Here is an 18,250-nt window from a genome sequence, read left to right on the forward strand (position 1 = left end):
GAACATCACTTTCTTGTGATGAACCCCCTTCGGATCGGCGCCTAGTCTGCCACTCGGACAGATGTCGTCCGGACCAGATGTTCAGCGAACTACCAGGAAAGGTCCCCCGGGGGCACCTTACCTCCCAGGCCGTTCGGGCTGCCGGGCGAGGCGGTGCGATCGCGTACGGACCGGGCAGGGAGACTATGGGGATGAGCATCACCCGCTTTCGCCCGTCCCGCCGCTTCTGGCCCGTCTGCGCCGTCCTGGCCGTCGCGGTCACTGCGGCCGGTTGCAGCAGTACCGGAGGCAGACGCGCCGAGGAGGCCCGCGCCAAGGCCGCGGCCACCGGCGGCAGCGCCGTCACCACCCCGCGCTGGAAGGTCGCCATGGTGACCCACGCCGGAGCCGGCGACGCCTTCTGGGACACTGTTCGCAAGGGCGCCGAGCAGGCCGCCGCCAAGGACAACATCACCTTCCTGTACTCCAACGACGCGCAGACCCAGAACCAGGTCCAGCTCGTCCAGGCCGCCATCGACCAGAAGGTCGACGGCCTGCTGGTCACCCTCGCCAAGGGCGACGCCATGGCCGACGTCCTCGGCAAGGCCAAGGCCGCCGGCATCCCCGTGATCACCGTCAACTCCGGCCAGGAGTTCTCGCAGAAGTTCGGCGCCCTCACCCACATCGGCCAGGACGAGTCCACCGCCGGCCAGGCGGCCGGCGCCGAGCTGGCCTCGCGCGGCCGCAAGAACGTGCTCTGCGTGATCCACGAGCAGGGCAACGTCGGCCAGGAGCAGCGCTGCTCCGGCGCCCAGTCCAAGGCTGGCGGCGCCTTCCAGGTGCTCTACGTCAACGGCGTCGACATGCCCGACGCCCGCGCCGCGATCTCCGCCAAGCTCCAGGCCGACCCGGGCATCGACACCGTGCTCACCCTGTCGGGCCCGATGGCCGCCACCGGCCTCCAGGCCGTCCAGGACGCCCGCCGCGGCGTCGAGCTGGACACCTTCGACCTGGGCACGCAGGTGGTGTCCGGGCTCAAGTCCGGCAGCGTCGGGTTCGCCGTCGACCAGCAGCCCTACCTCCAGGGCTACACCGGCGTCGACCTGCTCTGGCTGTACAAGTACAACCTGAACATGCTCGGCGGCGGCCGGCCCGTCGAGACCGGCCCGCAGATCCTGACCAAGGTCGACGCCGACGCGCTCGCCGAGTACGTCGCGAGGGGGACCAGGTGAGCAGCCCCGACCTCCTCGCCGGGGACGGCCTCCTGGACGGCCGCCCGGCGGCCCTGCGACGGCTCCTCGCCCGCCCCGAGCTGGGCGCGCTGATCGCGGCCGCCGCGGTGTTCGTGGTCTTCGCCGTCGTCGCCGAGCCCTTCCTGCGGGTCTCCTCGCTGGGCACCGTGCTGTACGCGGCCTCCACCATCGGGATCATGGCGGTGCCGGTCTCGCTGCTGATGATCGGCGGCGAGTTCGACCTCTCGGCCGGCGTGCTGGTCACCACCGCCGCGCTGACCTCCTCGATGGTCTCGTACCAGCTCACCGCGGTGACCTGGGTCGGCGTGCTGGTCTCGCTGGCGACCACGCTGGCGATCGGCTGGTTCAACGGCTGGATGCTCGGCCGCACCAAGCTGCCCAGCTTCATCGTCACGCTCGGCACCTTCCTGATGCTGACCGGCGCCAACCTGGGCGTCACCAAGGCGATCTCCGGCACCGTCTCCACCAAGTCGATCGCCGACATGGAGGGCTTCGCCGCCTGCCGCTGGCTGTTCGCCTCCGAGGTGAACATCGGCGGGCTGACGGTCAAGGCCACCGTCTGGTGGTGGCTCGGCCTGCTCGTGGTCGGCAGCTGGGTGCTGCTGCGCACCCGCTTCGGCAACTGGATCTTCGCGGTCGGCGGTGACGCGGACGCGGCCCGCGCGGTCGGCGTGCCGGTCGCCCGGACGAAGACCCTGCTCTACCTGGGCGTCGGCTTCGGCGCCTGGGTGCTCGGCCAGCACCTGCTGTTCTCCTTCGACACCGTGCAGTCCGGCGAGGGCGTCGGCAACGAGCTGATCTACATCGTCGCGGCCGTCATCGGCGGCTGCCTGATCACCGGCGGCTACGGCTCGGTGGCCGGCTCGGCGCTCGGCGCGCTGATCTTCGGCATGGTCAGCAAGGGGATCATCTACGCCCAGTGGAACCCGGACTGGTTCAAGTTCTTCCTCGGTGCGATGCTGCTGCTGGCCGCGCTGCTGAACGCCTACGTCAAGCGCCGGGCCGAACGGGGGCCGCGATGAGCACCGAGTTTTCGACGGGCACCGAACCGGCGGGCACCGAACTGCTCGCCCTCGAAGGCGTCGGCAAGAGCTACGGCACCGTCCGGGCGCTCCAGGACGTCTCACTGACCCTGCGGGCCGGCGAGATCAGCTGCGTGCTCGGCGACAACGGTGCCGGAAAGTCCACCCTGATCAAGATCATCGCGGGGCTGCACCGGCACGACGAGGGCCGCTACACCGTGGCCGGCGAGGAGGTCCGGCTCGACTCCCCGCGCCAGGCCCTGGACCGGGGCATCGCCACCGTCTACCAGGACCTCGCGGTCGTCCCACTGATGCCGGTGTGGCGCAACTTCTTCCTCGGCTCCGAGCGCGGCACCCGCCGCTGGGGCGGCCTGCGGCTGGACGCCGACGGCATGCGCGCCACCACCCGCGAGGCGCTCGCGAAGATGGGCATCGACCTGCCCGACGTCGACCGGCCGATCGGCACCCTCTCCGGCGGGCAGCGCCAGTGCGTGGCGATCGCCCGCGCGGTGCACTTCGGCGCCAAGGTGCTGATCCTGGACGAGCCCACCGCCGCGCTCGGCGTCAAGCAGTCCGGGGTGGTCCTCAAGTACGTCACCGCCGCCCGCGACGCCGGGCTCGGGGTCGTGCTGATCACCCACAACCCGCACCACGCGTACCTGGTCGGCGACCACTTCACCCTGCTCAAGCGCGGCCGGATGGCGGGCAGCCATCCGCGGGCCGAGATCGGGCTGGAGCAGCTCACCACCGAGATGGCGGGCGGCTCCGACCTCGCCGAGCTCTCGCACGAGCTGGCCCGGCCCTCCGTGCCCGAGGCCAGTGGTCCCGACCGCGTTGATCCCGACCGCGTTGATCCCGACCCCGTCGATCCAGATCCCCGTGAGGAGCGTCCGAAGCCGTGACGAGCTCCCAGGGCAGCACCAGGCCGCCCGTCCTGCCCACCCTGCTCGGCCTCGGCCCGCGCGCCGAGCGCCGCCGTCGCGCGCTGCCCGCCGGGATACTGCGACTGCCCACGATCGGCGTCGACATCGGCGGCACCAAGGTGGTCGCCGGGGTGGTGGACGGCGAGGGCACGGTGCTGGAGAAGCTGCGCACCGACACGCCGCACAAGAGCAAGAGCGCCAAGGTGGTCGAGGACGTCATCGTCGAGCTGGTGCTCCAGCTCGCCGACCGGCACGACGTGCACGCCGTGGGCATCGGCGCGGCCGGCTGGGTGGACGCCGAGCGTTCCAGGGTGCTGTTCGCCCCGCACCTCAACTGGCGCAACGAGCCGCTCCAGGAGGCGCTCAGTGAGCGGCTGCGGTTCCCGGTGATCGTGGAGAACGACGCCAACGCGGCCGCCTGGGCCGAGTGGCGCTTCGGCGCCGGGCGCGGCGAGGACCACATGGTGATGCTCACCCTGGGCACCGGCATCGGCGGCGCGGTGGTCAGGGACGGCTACGTGGACCGCGGCAAGTACGGCCTGGCGGGCGAGTTCGGGCACATGCAGGTGGTGCCCGGCGGGCATCGCTGCCCGTGCGGCAACCGCGGCTGCTGGGAGCAGTACTCCTCCGGCAACGCGCTGGTGCGCGACGCGCGCGAACTGGTCGCGGAGGAGTCGCCGGTGGTGCAGCAGCTGCTGTCCCGGGCGGGTGGCGCGGTCGAGGGCATCACGGGGCCGCTCGTCACCGAGGCCGCCCAGGACGGCGACCCGACCGCCACCGAGCTGCTGTACGAGGTCGGCACCTGGCTCGGCGTCGGCATCGCCAACCTGGCCGCCGCGCTGGACCCGGGCCGGTTCGTCATCGGCGGTGGGGTCTCGGAGGCGGGCGACCTGCTGCTCGGGCCGGCCAGGGACACCTTCCGCCGGACCCTCACCGGGCGCGGCTTCCGCCCGGAGGCCAGCATCGTGCACGCCGCTCTCGGCAACGAGGCCGGCCTGGTCGGCGCGGCCGACCTGGCCCGGCAGGTGGCGCGGCGCTTCCGGACGATCAAGCGGCGCCGGGTGGAGCGCAGCGCGCTGTAGCGGGGCCCGGGGGCTCGGGCTCCTGCGGAATGCGCGGGGAAACGAACAGCCGACAGCTGACAGCTTTCAGCGAACAGATTTCATCATCTGTTCGCTGAAAGCTGTTCGCTGTCGGCTGTTCCCATTCCGGGGCCTTGTCGCGCCGGGTCAGCCGGCCGACTTCCAGCGGTCGCGGCCGTCGCTGCCGGGGCCGCAGACCATCGGGGTGCCCTTGCTGGTCACGCCGGTCGCGCCGGCCGGTGAGCAGAAGGAGCCCGGGTGGACCGTTCCGGCGGAGCCGCCGCCCGAGCCGGAGGCACCCGAGCCGGACCCGCCGGACGTGGAGCTTCCCGAACCGCTGCCACCCGAGGTCGAACCTCCGGAGGTCGAGCCCCCCGAGCCGGAGCCACCCGACGTCGAGCCGCTGCCGTCACCGGTGCCCGAGCCGGTGGTGCCCGAGCCGGTGGTGCCCGAGCCTCCGGAGCCCGAACCGGTGGTGCCGGAGCCTCCGGTGCTCGAACCGCCGGTCCCCGAACCGGCGGGGTGCGTGGCGGCCGGCGCGGTGGGCCGGGGCGCTGCCGGAGCGGGCTGTTCGGCGTGGGTCGGCGGCGCCTGGGCCGGCGCGGGCGGTTCCGGGACTGGTGTGGCCGCCGGGGTCTCGGCGGGTCCTGGCGGCTGCGTCGGCGTCGGATCCGGCGTCGCTTCCGGCGTGGGCGTCGGGCTCGCCGACGGCGTCTCGGTGGCGGACGGGCTCACCGTGGCCACCACCGGGGCCGGCGCGGGGGTCTGGTCGGCGGGCTTGGGGTTGATGACCGCGCCGATCCACACCAGGCTGCAGAACGCCGCCACCACGGTGCTGGTGATCTTGCGCCAGCGCGGCCTGGGCCAGCTCCAGGCGATCGCGAAGGCCGCGAACGGGAAGACCAGGAAGCTGGCGGCGTGCACCGCCCGGTGCTGCCACCAGGGGCGGTGCGGGGGAGTCGCCGGCAGCTGGGGCGGCAGGGGCGGGGGAGGCGGCGGATGCACGGAGGAGCTGCGCCCTTCTTGTGATTGGTTCGTGGTGAACCCGCTCACCGTATATGGATCACATAAGGAGATGATCGCGCACGTCGGGAATCGACTCCGGAACGTGACCTCGGGGCCTCGGTCTCCCCGAGGTCCCGACTCCTCCGATCCGTCAACTACCGGTTGGTAGCAGCGCGGGGTGGTTGTCGGATCATCTCTCCTGTGGAACAACTGAGTTGACGTCGACTCAGGAGGAACTCGGATGAGGGCACCGGCCCGTCTCGCACCACCGCTGCTGCTCGCCACCGCGCTGGTCTGGTCCAGTGTCGGGCCGGCCGGGGCCGCGGCCCCGCCGTCGAAGGTGCCCGAGGCGGTGGGCTGGGGCGGAGCGGTGGCCACCGTGGACGCCGACGCCACCGCCGCCGGGATCGAGGTGCTGCGCGACGGCGGCAACGCGGTGGACGCCGCCGTCGCCGCCGCCGCGGCCCTCGGGGTCACCGAGCCGTACTCCTCCGGCGTCGGTGGCGGCGGGTACTTCGTCTACTACGACCACGCCACCGGCCGGGTGCACACCATCGACGGCCGTGAGACCGCGGGCCGCACCGCGGACACCGGGCTGTTCCTGGAGGACGGCAAGCCGCTGGCCTTCGCCGACGCCGTCACCAGTGGTCTGTCCGTCGGCGTCCCCGGCACCCCCGCCACCTGGGACGCCGCCCTGCGCCACTGGGGCAGCCGCTCCCTCGCCCGGAACCTCGAACCGGCCGAACGGATCGCCGAGCGCGGCTTCGTCGTGGACGGCACCTTCCACAAGCAGACCGCCGACAACTACGCCCGGTTCAAGGACTTCCCGGCCACCGCGGGGATCTTCCTGCCGAACGGCAAGCCCCCCGAGGTCGGCAGCGTGCTGCGCAACCCCGACCTCGCCGCCACCTACCGGCTGCTCGCCAAGGACGGCGTCAAGGCCTTCTACCAGGGCGAGTTGGCCGGGGACATCGCCAACACCGTGCAGCACCCGCCGGTCGACCCGGCCTCCGGCCGCAACGCCCGCCCCGGCAAGGTCGACACCACCGACCTCGCCGACTACCGGGTCCGCGACCAGGCGCCCACCCACGTCTCCCACGGCGCCTACGACGTCTACGGGATCGCCCCCTCCAGCTCCGGCGGGACCACCATCGGCGAGGCCCTCAACATCCTGGAGGACGGCGGCGACGTCCCGGCGTACAGCAGCACCCAGTACTACCACCACTTCCTGGAGGCCTCCCGGATCTCCTTCGCCGACCGCAACCGCTGGGTCGGCGACCCGGCCTTCAACGACGTCCCCACCAGGCAGCTGCTCTCCGAGCGCTACGCCGCCTCCCGGGCCTGCCTGATCAGCCCCGACCACGCGCTCACCAGCCCGCTCGCCCCCGGCGACCCGCGCCACCCGGCGCCCTGCGCCGACACCGGCCAGGCCGTCGGCGAGTCGTACGAGGGCCCCAACACCACCCACCTCACGGTCGCCGACCGCTGGGGCAACATCGTCTCCTACACGCTCACCATCGAGCAGACCGGCGGCAGCGGCATCACCGTCCCGGGCCGGGGCTTCCTGCTCAACAACGAGCTGACGGACTTCAACTTCGCCCCGCTCGCCCCCGGCGTCCCCGACCCCAACCTGCCGGGCCCGGGCAAGCGGCCGCGCTCCTCGATCTCCCCGACCATCGTGCTGCGCGACGGCGAGCCGCTGCTCGCCACCGGCAGCCCCGGCGGCGCGACCATCATCACCACCACCCTCCAGGTGCTGCTCGGCCGGCTCGACCGGGGCCTGAGCCTGGAGCAGGCCATCGCCGCGCCGCGCGCCAGCCAGCGCAACACCGCGGTGACCCAGGCCGAGCCCGCCTTCCTGGCGCTGCCCGAGCGGGCCGCGCTGGAGGGCCTCGGGCACGCCTTCGCCGACGGCGGCGAGATCGGCGCCGCCACCGGTGTGGAGCGGCTGCCGGACGGGCGCTGGGTGGCCGCGGCCGAACCGGTGCGGCGCGGCGGCGGCTCGGCCGCGGTGGTCAGGCCCGCGCCCTGATCGGACCGGCCTGTCGGTGCCGGACGGTATGTTCGGGGTGGGCCTCCCTCGCGAGGGAGGCCCACCCCTTCCGTTTGCCCGTCCGCACCGAACCACCGGGAAGGCCGCCCGCCGTGACCGTCCGCATCGCCACCTGGAACATCAACTCCGTCACCGCCCGGCTGCCCAAGCTCCTGGAGTGGCTGGAGAGCGCCAAGCCCGACGTGCTCTGCCTCCAGGAGCTCAAGTGCGCGGCCGACGCCTTCCCGCACGAGGCGGTCCGCGAGCTCGGCTACGAGACGGCCGCGCACGGCAACGGCCGCTGGAACGGCGTCGCGATCGTCTCCCGGCTCGGTCTGGACGACGTCGTGCGGGACCTCCCCGGCCAGCCCGGCTACCTCGCCGACGGCGCCCTGCTGCCCGAGCTCGAACCGCGTGCCGTCGCCGCCACCTGCGGCCCGGTCCGGGTCTGGTCGGTCTACGTGCCCAACGGCCGCGAGGTCGGCCACCCGCACTACCAGTACAAGCTGGAGTGGCTGAAGGCACTGCGCGAGGCCGCCACCGAGGACGCCGCCGGCTCCCGCCCGTTCGCCGTCCTGGGGGACTTCAACATCGCCCCGACCGACGAGGACGTCTTCGACGCCGCCGCCTTCGAGGGCCTCACCCACGTCACCCCGGTCGAGCGCGCCGCACTGACGGCCCTCGGCGAGATCGGCCTCCAGGACGTGGTGCCCCGCCCGCTCAAGTACGACCGCCCCTACACCTACTGGGACTACCGCCAGCTGGCCTTCCCGAAGAACCGTGGCATGCGGATCGACCTCACCTACGCCAACAAGCCCTTCGCCGACGCCGTCACCGACAGCTACGTGGACCGCGAGGCCCGCAAGGGCAAGGGCACCTCGGACCACGCGCCGGTCGTGGTCGACCTCGACCTGTGAGCCGCCCGGCGTGAATCACGCCGGGTCACGGGCCGTAACCCGAACGGTCGTGAGCGCTGGCCGGGTGCCGAGCGGGTGCCTACTGTCGGTGAGTGACCGGGTGCAGTCGATCGAACACGTGGACATGGGAGTCCCCCGGCTGCGCCCGAGAATCCCGGAGGTTCCGGCATGCGCCCCATGCGTACGGCCGCCGCCGCCCTGATCGGCGCGACGGCGCTGACCGGCCTGACGGCCCCCCTCGCATCCGCCAGGGACGGCGCGGCCTCGGTCAGCCCGTCCCAGGCCGCACCGGGCCAGACCGTGACGGTCACGGTCTCCTGCGAGAAGTCGGACAAGCCCGACGCCAAGACCATCACCGCCCGTTCCGCCGCCTTCGAGGGCGGTCCGGCGACCCTCACCCTGGGCCCCGACGGCAAGCACACCGGGTCCGCCCGGCTGGCCGGCCAGCACGCCGGGGACAGCAAGGTCGACGGCTCCTGCCCGGACGGCGGGGCCTTCGCCACCAGCGTCACGGTCACCACCGTGGCCGCCACCACCCCCGACAGGGGCGCCGACAAGGGTGCCGACAAGGGTGCCGACAAAGGCCTCGGCGACTGGGGCCAGGCCGCGGGTGAGTGGGCCGGCTCACTCGGACAGTCAGGCGCGGGCAGCCAGCAGGTCGCCCCGCACGGCTCCGTGCAGACCGGCCTCGGCGGCTCGGTCGCGAGCAGCCCGGCGGAGCTGGCCGGAGGCCTCGCGCTGGTCGTGGGCGGGGTCGGCGGCTTCTGGCTGCTGCGGCGGCGCGGTGTCTGACGGCCTCACCGCCCGCACGCTCCCGTGCCGCGCCGCCGGACCCGATCGGACCGGCGGCGCGGTGCTGCGTCAGGCGGTCCGCGGCTCCGTCCGTTCCTCGCGCGCCTGGTCCCGCAGGGTGCCGTCGGCCAGCAGGTACTGGGCCAGCACGTACGTCGCCATGATCCAGAACTGGTGGCCGGGCAGCTCCCGCCACTTCGCCAGCTGGGTGGCGATCAGCGTGTCGGAGAGCAGGAACAGCGCCCCGCCCAGCCCGGTCCGCCAGCCCAGTCCGGCCGAGGTGACGGCCGTCGAGGCGAGCAGCAGGCTGTAGCCGGCCACCGGGACGCGCAGGTCCCCGAGGTCCGGCCAGAGCTGCCCGACCAGGGCCGCCCAGGCCGTCGCGTACGCGGCCGCGACCACCAGGGCCCGGCGGCGGTCGGTGAGCGCGCCGCGCCGGACGAACATCGTCACGTAGCAGACGTGCGCCGCCGCGAACGAGCCCATGCCGGCGAGGAACGCGGTGTCGTTCCTCAGCTGGAGCAGTACGTCCCCGCCCGCGCTCAGCAGCAGCGCCGGCGCCAGCAGTTTCGGCGCCTCCCGCTCGGCCGTCCTGGCCGCCGCCACGCTGTGCGCGGCCAGCAGCGGCATCAGGGCGGGCTTGGTGGCGTTCTGGAGCACCGGGGCGCCCGAGACGATCGCACCCAGGTGCGCCGCCGAGGTGGCCGCGAAGCCGCCCAGCAGGCCGGTGGCCGAGCGCAGCCGCGCCCCGAGGACGGCCCGGGTGGTGGTCCGGACGCTCATGCGCCCGCCTCGCCGTGCCCGGCAGGGGCATCCGCCCACCCGCACCTCTCGATGATTCCCTCGCTGCGCTCGCTCATGGGCCTCTCCGTCGTCGCGTCGGTCCCGATCGACCTTAAGGGAGCCGGACCGGCGGCGGAAGGGTCGGTTACCGGTGCGTAACCCCGGTGGGGCACGGTGGATGACGGGGCGGTTGGTGAACGGAGGGCGGGCGGCCGCTTCGAGGGCTCTTGCGGAGAGTTCCGCGGGAGGGCGGTTGCTGCCGTCGGGTGACCCGGGCACCGTCTAGGCTGGACCCCGACATGGATCAGCAGGACTACGCGGTCGGCGCCACCCGGGTGGCCGCCGGCAGGCCGGACGGACGAACGGGCGGGGCAGGACGGGGAACCGCCGCCGCCGTCCTCGCCGTACGCGGAGCCGGTCCCGCTGACAGGGCACCTGGGAAGGCTGCGGGGGGCGGTGCTGACGACGCGCAGGCACCGGACGCTCCGGCCGCCGATCTGATGCTCTCGCCCGACCCGGGGCTGCTGCGGCTGGCCCACTGGTTCGCCGCCGCCACCCCCGGCACCGCCGACGACCTCTGCACCGCCTCCTTCGGCCTCTACCCCGCCCGCCACCTCGGCGCCGCCGCCGAGCCGGCCGCCGATCCCGGCGTCAGCTGGTGGCACGGCCCCACCGCGCACTGCGCCGCGCCCGTACGCTCCCGCGAGGACCGCGGTGAGGGCGGTCTGCGCCGCGCCCGGCGCGACGACGCCGCGCTGCCCGTTGTCCGGTCAGGTGCCAAGCCGGGCGGGCCGGGACGGCACCGCAGGCCCGAGGGCGCGAGGGTGGCGCCGCTCCCCGTGGTCACGCCGGACCGTTCCGGCGGGGAACTCCCGGCCGCCGAACGCCGCATCGCCGCCCGGCTGTTGCTCGCCCATCCGCTGGTCACCGCCTCCGGCCCGCACGCCGACGGCTTCCCGTTGATCCGCCGTCACCGCGACTGGCTCGCCGAGCGCTTCGACGCCCTGCTCGGCTACCGCCTCGTGGTCGGCCCCTGGCACGCCAGGCTCTGCAAGGCCGGCCTCGGCCCCGATGCCGCCCGCCGCCTCGAACACCCCGCTACCGGGGCGCCGTTCACCCCGGCCGGGTACGCCCAACTCGCCCTCGCGCTGGCCCTGTTGGTCGACTCTCCGGAGAAGCTCGGCTACCGGAGGCTGCTCGACGCGATGCGCGCCGCCGCCCCCGAACTCACCGCCGAACCGGCCGACCTGGCTATGGCGCTGGCCGCGCTGGCCGACTGGCAGGTGCTCGGCGAGCTGCCCGCCGACCCGGCCGACGACTCCTTCGTCCTGACTGTGGACCGCGAACTGGCCCGCGCCGTCCCGGCCGGCCCGCCCGCCCTCGCCGACGACGCCGCCGACCTGATCCGCCGTGCCGCCGAGGCCGAACCTGCCACCGCCGTCCGCCGCCTGCTGGCCGAGACGCCCGCCGTCCTGGCCGCCGACCTTCCCGAGGACCACCGGGCCTGGCTGCACGAGCACCGGCTCCGCGACCCGGCGGCGGTCGCCGAGTTCCTCGGCCTGGAGGCCGAACTGCGGGCCGAGGGCGTCGCCCTGCTCGACCCGGCCGCCGAACTCACCGACCTCGCCCTCCCCGGCGTGAGCACCCTCGCCCAGGCCGCGCTGCTGCTGGTCGAGCGGCTGGTCGAGGAGGTCCGCCCGCTGCCAGGGGAGGCGGTCGCCGGCGACGTCCCGATCCCGGACGCGCTGATAGACGGGGTCCTCGGCGACATCGCGGACGAGTACGGCCTCCCCGCCCGCTACCTCGCCGACCGCACCGCCCTGCGGCGCGACGCCCTCGACCTGCTCCACCGCCTCGCCCTGATGACCCCCACCCCGCACCCCACCCGCCCGCCGGCCTGGCGCCTCCGCCCCCCGGCCGCCCGCTACGCCCCGGCCCCCGACCTCCACCCCACCCCCGGCTCCGGCCGCCACTCCCGCCCCGCCCTGTTGATCCCGCCCCCGGCCGGCCCCCGCCCGTAGCGGGGGCGGCCCCGCGCGCGGGCAGGCCCGGCCGGGCTGGTCGGCCGGGCTGGTCGGCCGGGAAAGCAAGAAGCACCGCGTCCGGGGTGGGGATCGCGGTGCCAGGTGGGGCGGGTGTTACTTGCGGGCGGAGACGCTGGCGAGGGGGCCGTGTTCGACGGTTTCCACGGTGGCGCCGACGCCCAGGGTGCCGAGGGCGATGGAGGCGAGGACGGCGGTGACGGCGAGGAGCCGCCGGTGCCGTTGGGGCAGGGGGAAGCGCGGGTCCTGGTAGGGCGCCTGAGGGTTGGCGTTCATGACAGGGAGAGTCCCAGGGCGGCGTGAACGGTCGGTACGCACGGGTGAAGTCCGGGCGGGGGTTGGACGTCGGTTGGCCGCATACGCCCCACCCGTCCCCGGGCGGGGCGTACGCGCTGGTCAGCGGCGTGCGTCCGGGTCGCCGACGGCCGTCCGGACGGCGTCCCGCAGGCCGTGCTGCGGGTGGAGGCGGGAGGGGGCGGCGGCCGGGTCCTCGCGGAGCTCCTTCACCAGGGAGACGCACAGCAGCAGCATCACCACGACGAAGGGCAGTGCGACCAGGATCGTCGCGTTCTGGAGCGCGGTGAGCCCGCCGGCCAGCAGCAGGGCCGCCGCGACCCCGCCCATCAGCACGCCCCAGACCACCACCAGCCAGGTGCGGGGGTGCAGCGAGCCGCGGCTGGAGAGCGAGCCGAGGACCAGGGAGGCGGAGTCGGCGCTGGTGATGAAGAAGGTCATCACCAGAAGCACCGCGACCACGCTGGTCACCGAGCCGAGCGGCAGCGAGCGCAGCATCTCGAACAGCGAGGCCTCCGGGCCCTGCGGGATGGTCGAGACCAGGTCGGCCGCGCCGGTGGTGACCAGCCGGATCGCCGTGCCGCCCATGACGCAGAACCAGATGACCGTCGCCCCGCTGGGCACCAGCAGCACGCCGAGCAGGAACTGCCGGATGGTGCGGCCGCGCGAGATCCGCGCGATGAAGGTGCCGACGAAGGGCGCCCAGGAGAGCCACCAGGCCCAGTAGAAGATCGTCCAGGAGCCGAGCCAGCTCTCGTCGGTGAAGGCACCGGTCTGGGTGGACATCCCGAGCAGGTCGGAGAGGTAGCCGCCGACCGAGGAGGGGATCGCGTCCAGCGCGAAGACCGTCGGGCCGAACACGAAGACGAAGAGCATGATCAGCGAGGCCAGCACGACGTTCGCGGTGGAGAGCCACTTCACGCCCTTGTGCACCCCGGAGAACGCGGAGACCACGAACGCGGCGGTCAGCGAGGCGATGATGATCAGCTGGGCGTTCTGGGTGTTGCGGACGGAGGAGATGTAGCCGAGCCCGTCGGCGACCTGGAGCGCGCCGAGGCCGAGGCTGGTCGCCGAGCCGAAGACGGTGGCGAACACGGCCAGCAGGTCGATCGTCCGCCCGGCCCAGCCGTCGGCACCGCGCTGTCCGATCAGCGGGACGAAGGCGGCCGAGATCCGGTTGCCCCGGCCCTTGCGGAAGGTGGTGTAGGCCAGGGCCAGGCCGCCGACCGCGTAGATCGCCCACGGGTGCAGGGTCCAGTGGAAGAGCGAGAACTCCAGGGCCTGCTGGGCGGCGGCCGCGCTCTGCGGCTCCAGACCGGAGCCCGGCTGCGGGGTGGCGAAGAGCTGGAGCGGCTCGCCGACGCCGTAGAACATCAGGCCGATGCCCATGCCGGCGCTGAACATCATGGCGATCCAGGCGAGGGTGGAGAACTCGGGCTCGTCGTCGTCGCGGCCGAGCCGGATCCGGCCGAAGCGGCTGAACGCGAGCAGCACGCTGAGCACGAGGAAGACGTCGGCGGCCACCACGAAGAGCCAGCCGAAGTTGTGCAGCACCCAGCCGAGCGCGGTGTCGGAGGTGCGGCCGAGCGAGTCCTCGGCGAAGACGCCCCAGGCGACCACGGCCAGCACCAGGGCGGCGCCGATGCCGAACACCGCCCGGTCGGCCGGAAGGGTCGCGGCGGGTTCGTCGGGCTCCTTCTCGGGCTGGTCGGGTTGCGGCGGCTGGCTGCTCATCAGGCGGACCCCTCGACGTGCTCGGCACGCTCGGCGTGCTCGGATTCAAGCTGTATGTCGCACTATGTCCAGTTCGCTCCGCGAGCGGCGGGACGGCGCGCCGGGGAAGTGCGGGTCGGGACCTACGTCCCGTCAGGCCGCTCGCTCCTCGCCGGAGTCGTGCCCGGGTCGCGTCCCCGGGCCGTTCCCCTGGGCGTTCTCCGGGTCGGGCCGCGGACTCTGGCGCTGCTCCCTGCCCGTAGCCCGGCCCGGACGGCGAGGAACTCCGCTGGTGTGTCGCGCAGTTCGGGCGGGGCCTCGATCACCGGCGGTTGCCCGCCGGTGAGTTCGGCGGGGCGGGCGGGTGTCCGGGCCCTCCCCGTCCGCGGCGGCGGGGCGGGTGACGCGGGTCGCTCCTGCGCGGGCCGGGGTTTCGCCGACAGCGGGAACGGTAGGAGTACACACCGATGACAAGGTCATGTCGGGGGTGAGCGGCCCGGCCGGGGCAGCGTTCGGGCTCCCGTCCGTGGCCGCGCGCACCGCCGAACCGCCCACGCAGAAACGGAAGGAACGCCGTTCATGGACGACGAGGTCCGCACCTCGAACGAAGCAGGCCCGAAGCGAGCCGCCCGGGACACCGCCCACGCCGACGGCGTGGACCGCCGGACGGTGGTGCGGATGGTCTCCGCCGCCGGGGTGTTCGCCGCGCCGCTGTCCGCCGCCCCGGTGCTCGCTCCGGTCCCGGCGGCGGCCGGGGAGGTGCCGGCCGCCCCGGCTCCGGTCCCAGTGGCCGCCGCGCAGGTGCCCGGGCCGGTGCCCGGAGTCGTCAAGCCGCTGCCCGCCGAGTGGTTCGTGCCGCACGGCACCAACGCGGAGACGCGCTGGGACGCCTTCCGCGACGCCGACGGCTCCGCCGCCGTCGGCCGCCACGTGCCGGTGGAACGGTTCTTCGTCCGCAATCACACCAGCACTCCGCTGATCGACCCCGAGACGTGGAGCCTCAAGCTGTTCGGCAGCGCCCTGCGCGGCGCCCCGACGGCCGGGAGCCCGGTCGAGTTCGGCCTGGACGACCTGCGGGAGCTGCCGTCCACCCGGATCAGCGCGCTGATCGAGTGCGCGGGCAACGGCCGCAGCTACTTCCCCGGGCAGCAGAACCAGCCCGTCCCCGGCACGCCGTGGGCGCTCGGCGGCGTCGGCTCGGCGAGCTGGCGGGGCGTCCGGCTGGCCGAGGTGCTGCGGGCCGCCGGGCTGACCGCGGCGGCGGTGGACGTGCTGCCCACCGGCCTGGACCCGGACTTCGTCTCGGGCGGCGTCAACTACGGCCCGGTGCGCCGCCCGCTGCCGATCGCCAAGGCGCTGGACGACGTGCTGCTCGCGTACGAGATGAACGGCGAGCCGCTGACCCCCGACCACGGAGCCCCGGTCAGGCTGGTGGTGCCGGGCTGGGTGGGCATCGCCTCGATCAAGTGGGTGGGCGGCATCGAGGTCGCCGACCATCCGCTGCACTCGCCGTGGAACACCGTGTTCTACCGGATGTTCGGCCCGGACTACCCGGCCGGCGGCAGCGACCCGCTCACCACCCAGGTGGTCAAGAGCGCCTTCGAGCTGGCCGCGGGCACGCGGCTGGCGGCCGACCGCGAGCACCGGCTGCACGGGCGCTCGTGGTCGGGAACGGCGGCGGTGCGCCGGGTCGAGGTGAGCACCGACGGGGGCCGGACCTGGCGGCGCGCCGAACTGCGCGACGAGCCGCGGGCCGACGGCTGGACGCGCTGGACCGTCGACTGGCGCCCCGAGCGGCCCGGCCGGTACGAGCTGCGCGCCCGCGCGACGGACCGCCGGGGCAACACCCAGCCCGAGCGGGCGGTGTTCAACCGGGAGGGCTACCTGTTCGGCGCGGTGGTGGCCCACCCGGTGACGGTGGTCTGAGCCGGCGGGCGGACCGGCGCGGGTTCACCCCGTGGACTGGACCTCGTACGGGGCCGGGTAACGCGTCTCGTACGGGTTCAGCACCAGCCGCACCACGTCCTCCAGCCGCCGCCGGGCGTCCCCGAGGGTGGTGCGGCCGGTCACCCAGGCGGTCAGCTCGCCCTGCCAGGCGTGGGCGACGATGTGCCGCACCAGGTCGCTCGCGGCGGCCGGCACCTCGGTCGTCACCGCTTGCAGGGCGGTGCTGTCGGCCCGGGCCATGCCTTGCAGCGCCTCGCTGGCGAACGGATCGGTGGAGGCGGCCACGGCCACCCGCAGCCGGGCGAGTTCGGGCTGCCGCTGGTAGGCCCGCATCCCTCCCCGCACGAACCGGACCGCCCGGTCGGTGGCCCCCAGCCCGGCCCGCGGCCCGCGCAGCTCGGCCACCAGGTCGGCCAGCAGCAGGCGGTGCCACTCGGCGATCGCCGCCGCCAGCAGGTGGTCCTTGGAGGAGAAGTAGCGGTACGCCGTCCCCAGGGCGACTCCGGACCGCTCGCAGACCTGCTTCATCTGCATCCGCTCGACGCCGATCTCGTTCACCAGGGCGAGCGCAGCCGCGATCAGGCTTTCGCGGCGTTCGAGCTGACGCGGAGACATCGCCTCCACCGGCCGTGGTGACAGGTCAACCTTGGTCACCCGCACCATGATACGGGCCGGGGCCGCTCAGGAGTATGACGCCGACCGTCCCCCTTCCGTTCGTCCGGGGGCCACCGGGGCGCAGGGGCCCCGCGACCGGGGCGTGCGGCCGGGTGTCACGGCTGGTCGCGGATCAGCGCCTCCTGGACGGCGGAGGCGACCAGCCGGCCGTTCAGGTCGTAGAACTCGCCGTGCGCCAGGCCCCGGCCGTCCGAGGAGGACGGGCTGCGCTGGGCGAACAGCAGCCACTCGTCGGCCCGGAACGGGCGGTGGAACCACATCGCGTGGTCCAGCGAGGCCATCAGCAGCCGGGGCGGTTCGGTGCGCTGGAAGAAGTTCGGCTGCACGTCCAGCCCGGCCGTGGAGGCCAGGGTGAGGTCGGACAGGTAGGCGAGCGCGCCGGCGTGCAGCAGCGGGTCGCCGTCCGGCAGCGGGGAGGCGGTGCGCATCCAGACGAACTGCCGGAGCAGGCCGGGGACTGCCGGCGGCAGGCCAGGGGCGTCCGGCGGGACGAACCGCACGTCGAGGTCGCGGAAGCCGCCGGTCTCGGCGATCGCCCGGCGGACCTGCTCGGGCCCCTGGGAGACGGGGTCGGGCAGCGAGTCCGGTCCTGGCACCGGCGGCATCTCGCGCCGGCGGTCGGCGGTCGGCTCGGAGTGCTTGAAGGAGGCCGAGAGGGTGAAGATCTCGTTCCCCAGCTGGAGCGCCGTCACCCGGCGGGTGGCGTACGACATGCCCTCGCGGACCCGCTCGACCACGTAGTCGATCGGGCGGGACGGGGAGCCGGGGAGCAGGAAGTAGCCGTGCAACGAGTGCACCGAGCGCCGTTCCTCGCAGGTGCGCCCGGCGGCGACGAGCGCCTGCGCGGCGACGTGGCCGCCGAAGGCGCGCATCGGGGCACCGGCGTGGCAGAAGCCCCGGAACGTGTTCTCGTCCAGCCGCTCCAGCTCCAGCAGCTCGGCGAACGGGGAGGCCGGGCGGGCGGCCCGTTCGGCCCGGGCGCGCGGTTCGGTCAGGTCGGTCAGGTCGGTCACGAAGCCATAGTGGCAGAAGCCAACCGTCCGGTGGTGTGACCTGGGTAACGCCCTCGCCGCCGGCCGTCCCACGAGATGGAACGTGTTCCAGTCCGGGGCCGTCCCCGCGGATGTGTCAGACCTCTCACCTAGCGTGCCCGGCATGACGCAATCCGCACACGCGTATGCCTATCTGCGCCCGTCGGCCGTCCTGGACGGCGCCGACGGCCGGCACCTCGACCTGGCCACCTCCGGAGGCGCGACCCCGCTCGGCGCCGCCGCCAACCCGCGCTTCTTCGCGGGCTTCCTGGCCGATCCGGCGCCGGCCGCCGCCGCGCTGCTCGCGGTCGCCGACGTCGCCGCCGCGCGCTACTACCAGCCGCAGCTGCGCGCCTCGCTCGACCCGGTGGTCACCGCCAACGGGGACCGGCTGCGCTTCGAGTCCTTCTCGGGCTGCTGCGGCGTCTACGCCAGGCTCGACGTGCTCCGGGCCGGGCTCGACGGGGACGAGATCGGCCACGGCACCACCAACGTGGACGTCAACAACCCGCTGCGCGAGGCGCTGACCAGGATCGGCCCGGCCGATCCGCTGCACCTCGCGGTGGGGCCGGACGCGCTGGAGGTCACCACCTTCGACGGCCCGCTGGTCGAGAAGAAGGTGCCGCTGCCGGACCGCTGGCTGCGCGGATTCGCCGAGACCCAGGTGGTCGCGGCCGGCTTCGAGCTGCGCGCCGAGCTGCCCGCCGCCGAGGCGGTCCGGTTCCTGCGCTCGCTGCCGCGCGCCGGGCGCGGCGGGCGG

Annotated in this window: 15 protein-coding genes and 1 pseudogene; 10 read left to right on the plus strand and 6 right to left on the minus strand. The window is 74.1% G+C overall.

What is annotated here, in order from left to right; genetic code table 11:
- Positions 1–191 precede the first annotated feature (191 nt).
- The 4 genes from BU198_RS33680 to BU198_RS33695 are packed head-to-tail and all read left to right on the plus strand — an operon-like array spanning position 192 to position 4,259.
- A complete protein-coding gene (locus BU198_RS33680) occupies positions 192–1,211 on the plus strand; it encodes a sugar ABC transporter substrate-binding protein (RefSeq protein ID WP_188300643.1) in 1,020 nt (339 codons plus the stop codon).
- The gene (locus tag BU198_RS33685) at positions 1,208–2,254 is read left to right on the plus strand and encodes an ABC transporter permease (protein ID WP_188300644.1); all 1,047 of its coding nucleotides are present in this window, start codon (positions 1,208–1,210) and stop codon (positions 2,252–2,254) included. Before BU198_RS33680 ends, BU198_RS33685 begins: the two co-directional genes overlap by 4 nt.
- Positions 2,251–3,156, plus strand: a complete 906-nt coding sequence (locus tag BU198_RS33690) for an ATP-binding cassette domain-containing protein (protein WP_188300645.1) — start codon at positions 2,251–2,253, stop codon at positions 3,154–3,156. The genes BU198_RS33685 and BU198_RS33690 overlap by 4 nt, the downstream gene beginning before the upstream one ends.
- Positions 3,153–4,259, plus strand: a complete 1,107-nt coding sequence (locus BU198_RS33695) for an ROK family glucokinase (RefSeq protein ID WP_188300646.1) — start codon at positions 3,153–3,155, stop codon at positions 4,257–4,259. Before BU198_RS33690 ends, BU198_RS33695 begins: the two co-directional genes overlap by 4 nt.
- A gap of 147 nt (positions 4,260–4,406) precedes the next feature.
- Here BU198_RS33695 and BU198_RS42930 read toward each other — a convergent pair whose 3' ends face one another.
- Entirely contained in the window at positions 4,407–5,183 is a 777-nt protein-coding gene (locus BU198_RS42930) for a hypothetical protein (RefSeq protein WP_223245310.1), read from the minus strand.
- 322 nt (positions 5,184–5,505) lie between these two features.
- On the opposite strand from BU198_RS42930, the gene ggt reads away from it, so the two are divergent.
- The 3 genes from ggt (at position 5,506) to BU198_RS33715 (ending at position 9,005) form a co-directional block, all read left to right on the plus strand.
- Positions 5,506–7,296 carry a gamma-glutamyltransferase gene (gene ggt / locus BU198_RS33705; RefSeq protein ID WP_188300647.1) on the plus strand — a complete coding sequence of 597 codons (1,791 nt, stop codon included), beginning with the start codon at positions 5,506–5,508 and terminating at the stop codon, positions 7,294–7,296.
- Between the two features lie 113 nt (positions 7,297–7,409).
- A complete protein-coding gene (locus BU198_RS33710) occupies positions 7,410–8,213 on the plus strand; it encodes an exodeoxyribonuclease III (protein WP_188300648.1) in 804 nt (267 codons plus the stop codon).
- A gap of 168 nt (positions 8,214–8,381) precedes the next feature.
- Positions 8,382–9,005 (plus strand): hypothetical protein, encoded by a 624-nt coding sequence (locus BU198_RS33715; protein WP_188300649.1) that lies wholly within the window; start codon positions 8,382–8,384, stop codon positions 9,003–9,005.
- 69 nt (positions 9,006–9,074) lie between these two features.
- Here BU198_RS33715 and BU198_RS33720 read toward each other — a convergent pair whose 3' ends face one another.
- On the minus strand, positions 9,075–9,788 hold the full coding sequence (locus BU198_RS33720) for a lysoplasmalogenase (protein ID WP_223245312.1): 714 nt from the start codon (positions 9,786–9,788) through the stop codon (positions 9,075–9,077).
- 299 nt (positions 9,789–10,087) lie between these two features.
- Between BU198_RS33720 and BU198_RS33725 the strand changes: the two genes are divergently transcribed.
- The gene (locus BU198_RS33725) at positions 10,088–11,809 is read left to right on the plus strand and encodes a DUF2398 family protein (protein ID WP_188300650.1); all 1,722 of its coding nucleotides are present in this window, start codon (positions 10,088–10,090) and stop codon (positions 11,807–11,809) included.
- A 117-nt stretch (positions 11,810–11,926) separates the two neighbouring features.
- Here the strand turns inward: BU198_RS33725 and BU198_RS33730 are convergent, their stop codons facing one another.
- Positions 11,927–12,106, minus strand: coding sequence for a hypothetical protein (locus BU198_RS33730; RefSeq protein WP_188300651.1), 180 nt, complete (start codon positions 12,104–12,106; stop codon positions 11,927–11,929).
- A gap of 120 nt (positions 12,107–12,226) precedes the next feature.
- Positions 12,227–13,858, minus strand: a complete 1,632-nt coding sequence (locus BU198_RS33735) for a BCCT family transporter (protein WP_188300652.1) — start codon at positions 13,856–13,858, stop codon at positions 12,227–12,229.
- A gap of 558 nt (positions 13,859–14,416) precedes the next feature.
- On the opposite strand from BU198_RS33735, the gene BU198_RS33740 reads away from it, so the two are divergent.
- Complete coding sequence (locus tag BU198_RS33740; RefSeq protein WP_188300653.1) at positions 14,417–15,763, plus strand: sulfite oxidase; 1,347 nt, start codon at positions 14,417–14,419, stop codon at positions 15,761–15,763.
- A gap of 24 nt (positions 15,764–15,787) precedes the next feature.
- Here the strand turns inward: BU198_RS33740 and BU198_RS33745 are convergent, their stop codons facing one another.
- Complete coding sequence (locus BU198_RS33745; protein ID WP_317620436.1) at positions 15,788–16,438, minus strand: TetR/AcrR family transcriptional regulator; 651 nt, start codon at positions 16,436–16,438, stop codon at positions 15,788–15,790.
- 116 nt (positions 16,439–16,554) lie between these two features.
- Complete coding sequence (locus BU198_RS33750) at positions 16,555–17,472, minus strand: acyl-CoA thioesterase (protein WP_317620437.1); 918 nt, start codon at positions 17,470–17,472, stop codon at positions 16,555–16,557.
- A 142-nt stretch (positions 17,473–17,614) separates the two neighbouring features.
- Between BU198_RS33750 and BU198_RS33755 the strand changes: the two are divergent.
- Positions 17,615–18,250: pseudogene (locus BU198_RS33755) on the plus strand (SWIM zinc finger family protein); the annotation flags it as partial.

The sequence above is a fragment of the Streptomyces sp. CBMA156 genome (assembly GCF_014596515.1).
In the GTDB taxonomy this organism is placed as follows: domain Bacteria; phylum Actinomycetota; class Actinomycetes; order Streptomycetales; family Streptomycetaceae; genus Kitasatospora.

Coding starts and splice junctions, on each gene's coding strand:
- BU198_RS33680 (WP_188300643.1), top strand. CDS start 192: ATGAGCATCACCCGCTTTCGCCCGTCCCGCCGCTTCTGGCCCGTCTGC.
- BU198_RS33690 (WP_188300645.1), top strand. CDS start 2,251: ATGAGCACCGAGTTTTCGACGGGCACCGAACCGGCGGGCACCGAACTG.
- ggt (WP_188300647.1), top strand. CDS start 5,506: ATGAGGGCACCGGCCCGTCTCGCACCACCGCTGCTGCTCGCCACCGCG.
- BU198_RS33715 (WP_188300649.1), top strand. CDS start 8,382: ATGCGCCCCATGCGTACGGCCGCCGCCGCCCTGATCGGCGCGACGGCG.
- BU198_RS33720 (WP_223245312.1), bottom strand. CDS start 9,788: ATGAGCGTCCGGACCACCACCCGGGCCGTCCTCGGGGCGCGGCTGCGC.
- BU198_RS33725 (WP_188300650.1), top strand. CDS start 10,088: ATGGATCAGCAGGACTACGCGGTCGGCGCCACCCGGGTGGCCGCCGGC.
- BU198_RS33730 (WP_188300651.1), bottom strand. CDS start 12,106: ATGAACGCCAACCCTCAGGCGCCCTACCAGGACCCGCGCTTCCCCCTG.
- BU198_RS33735 (WP_188300652.1), bottom strand. CDS start 13,858: ATGAGCAGCCAGCCGCCGCAACCCGACCAGCCCGAGAAGGAGCCCGAC.
- BU198_RS33740 (WP_188300653.1), top strand. CDS start 14,417: ATGGACGACGAGGTCCGCACCTCGAACGAAGCAGGCCCGAAGCGAGCC.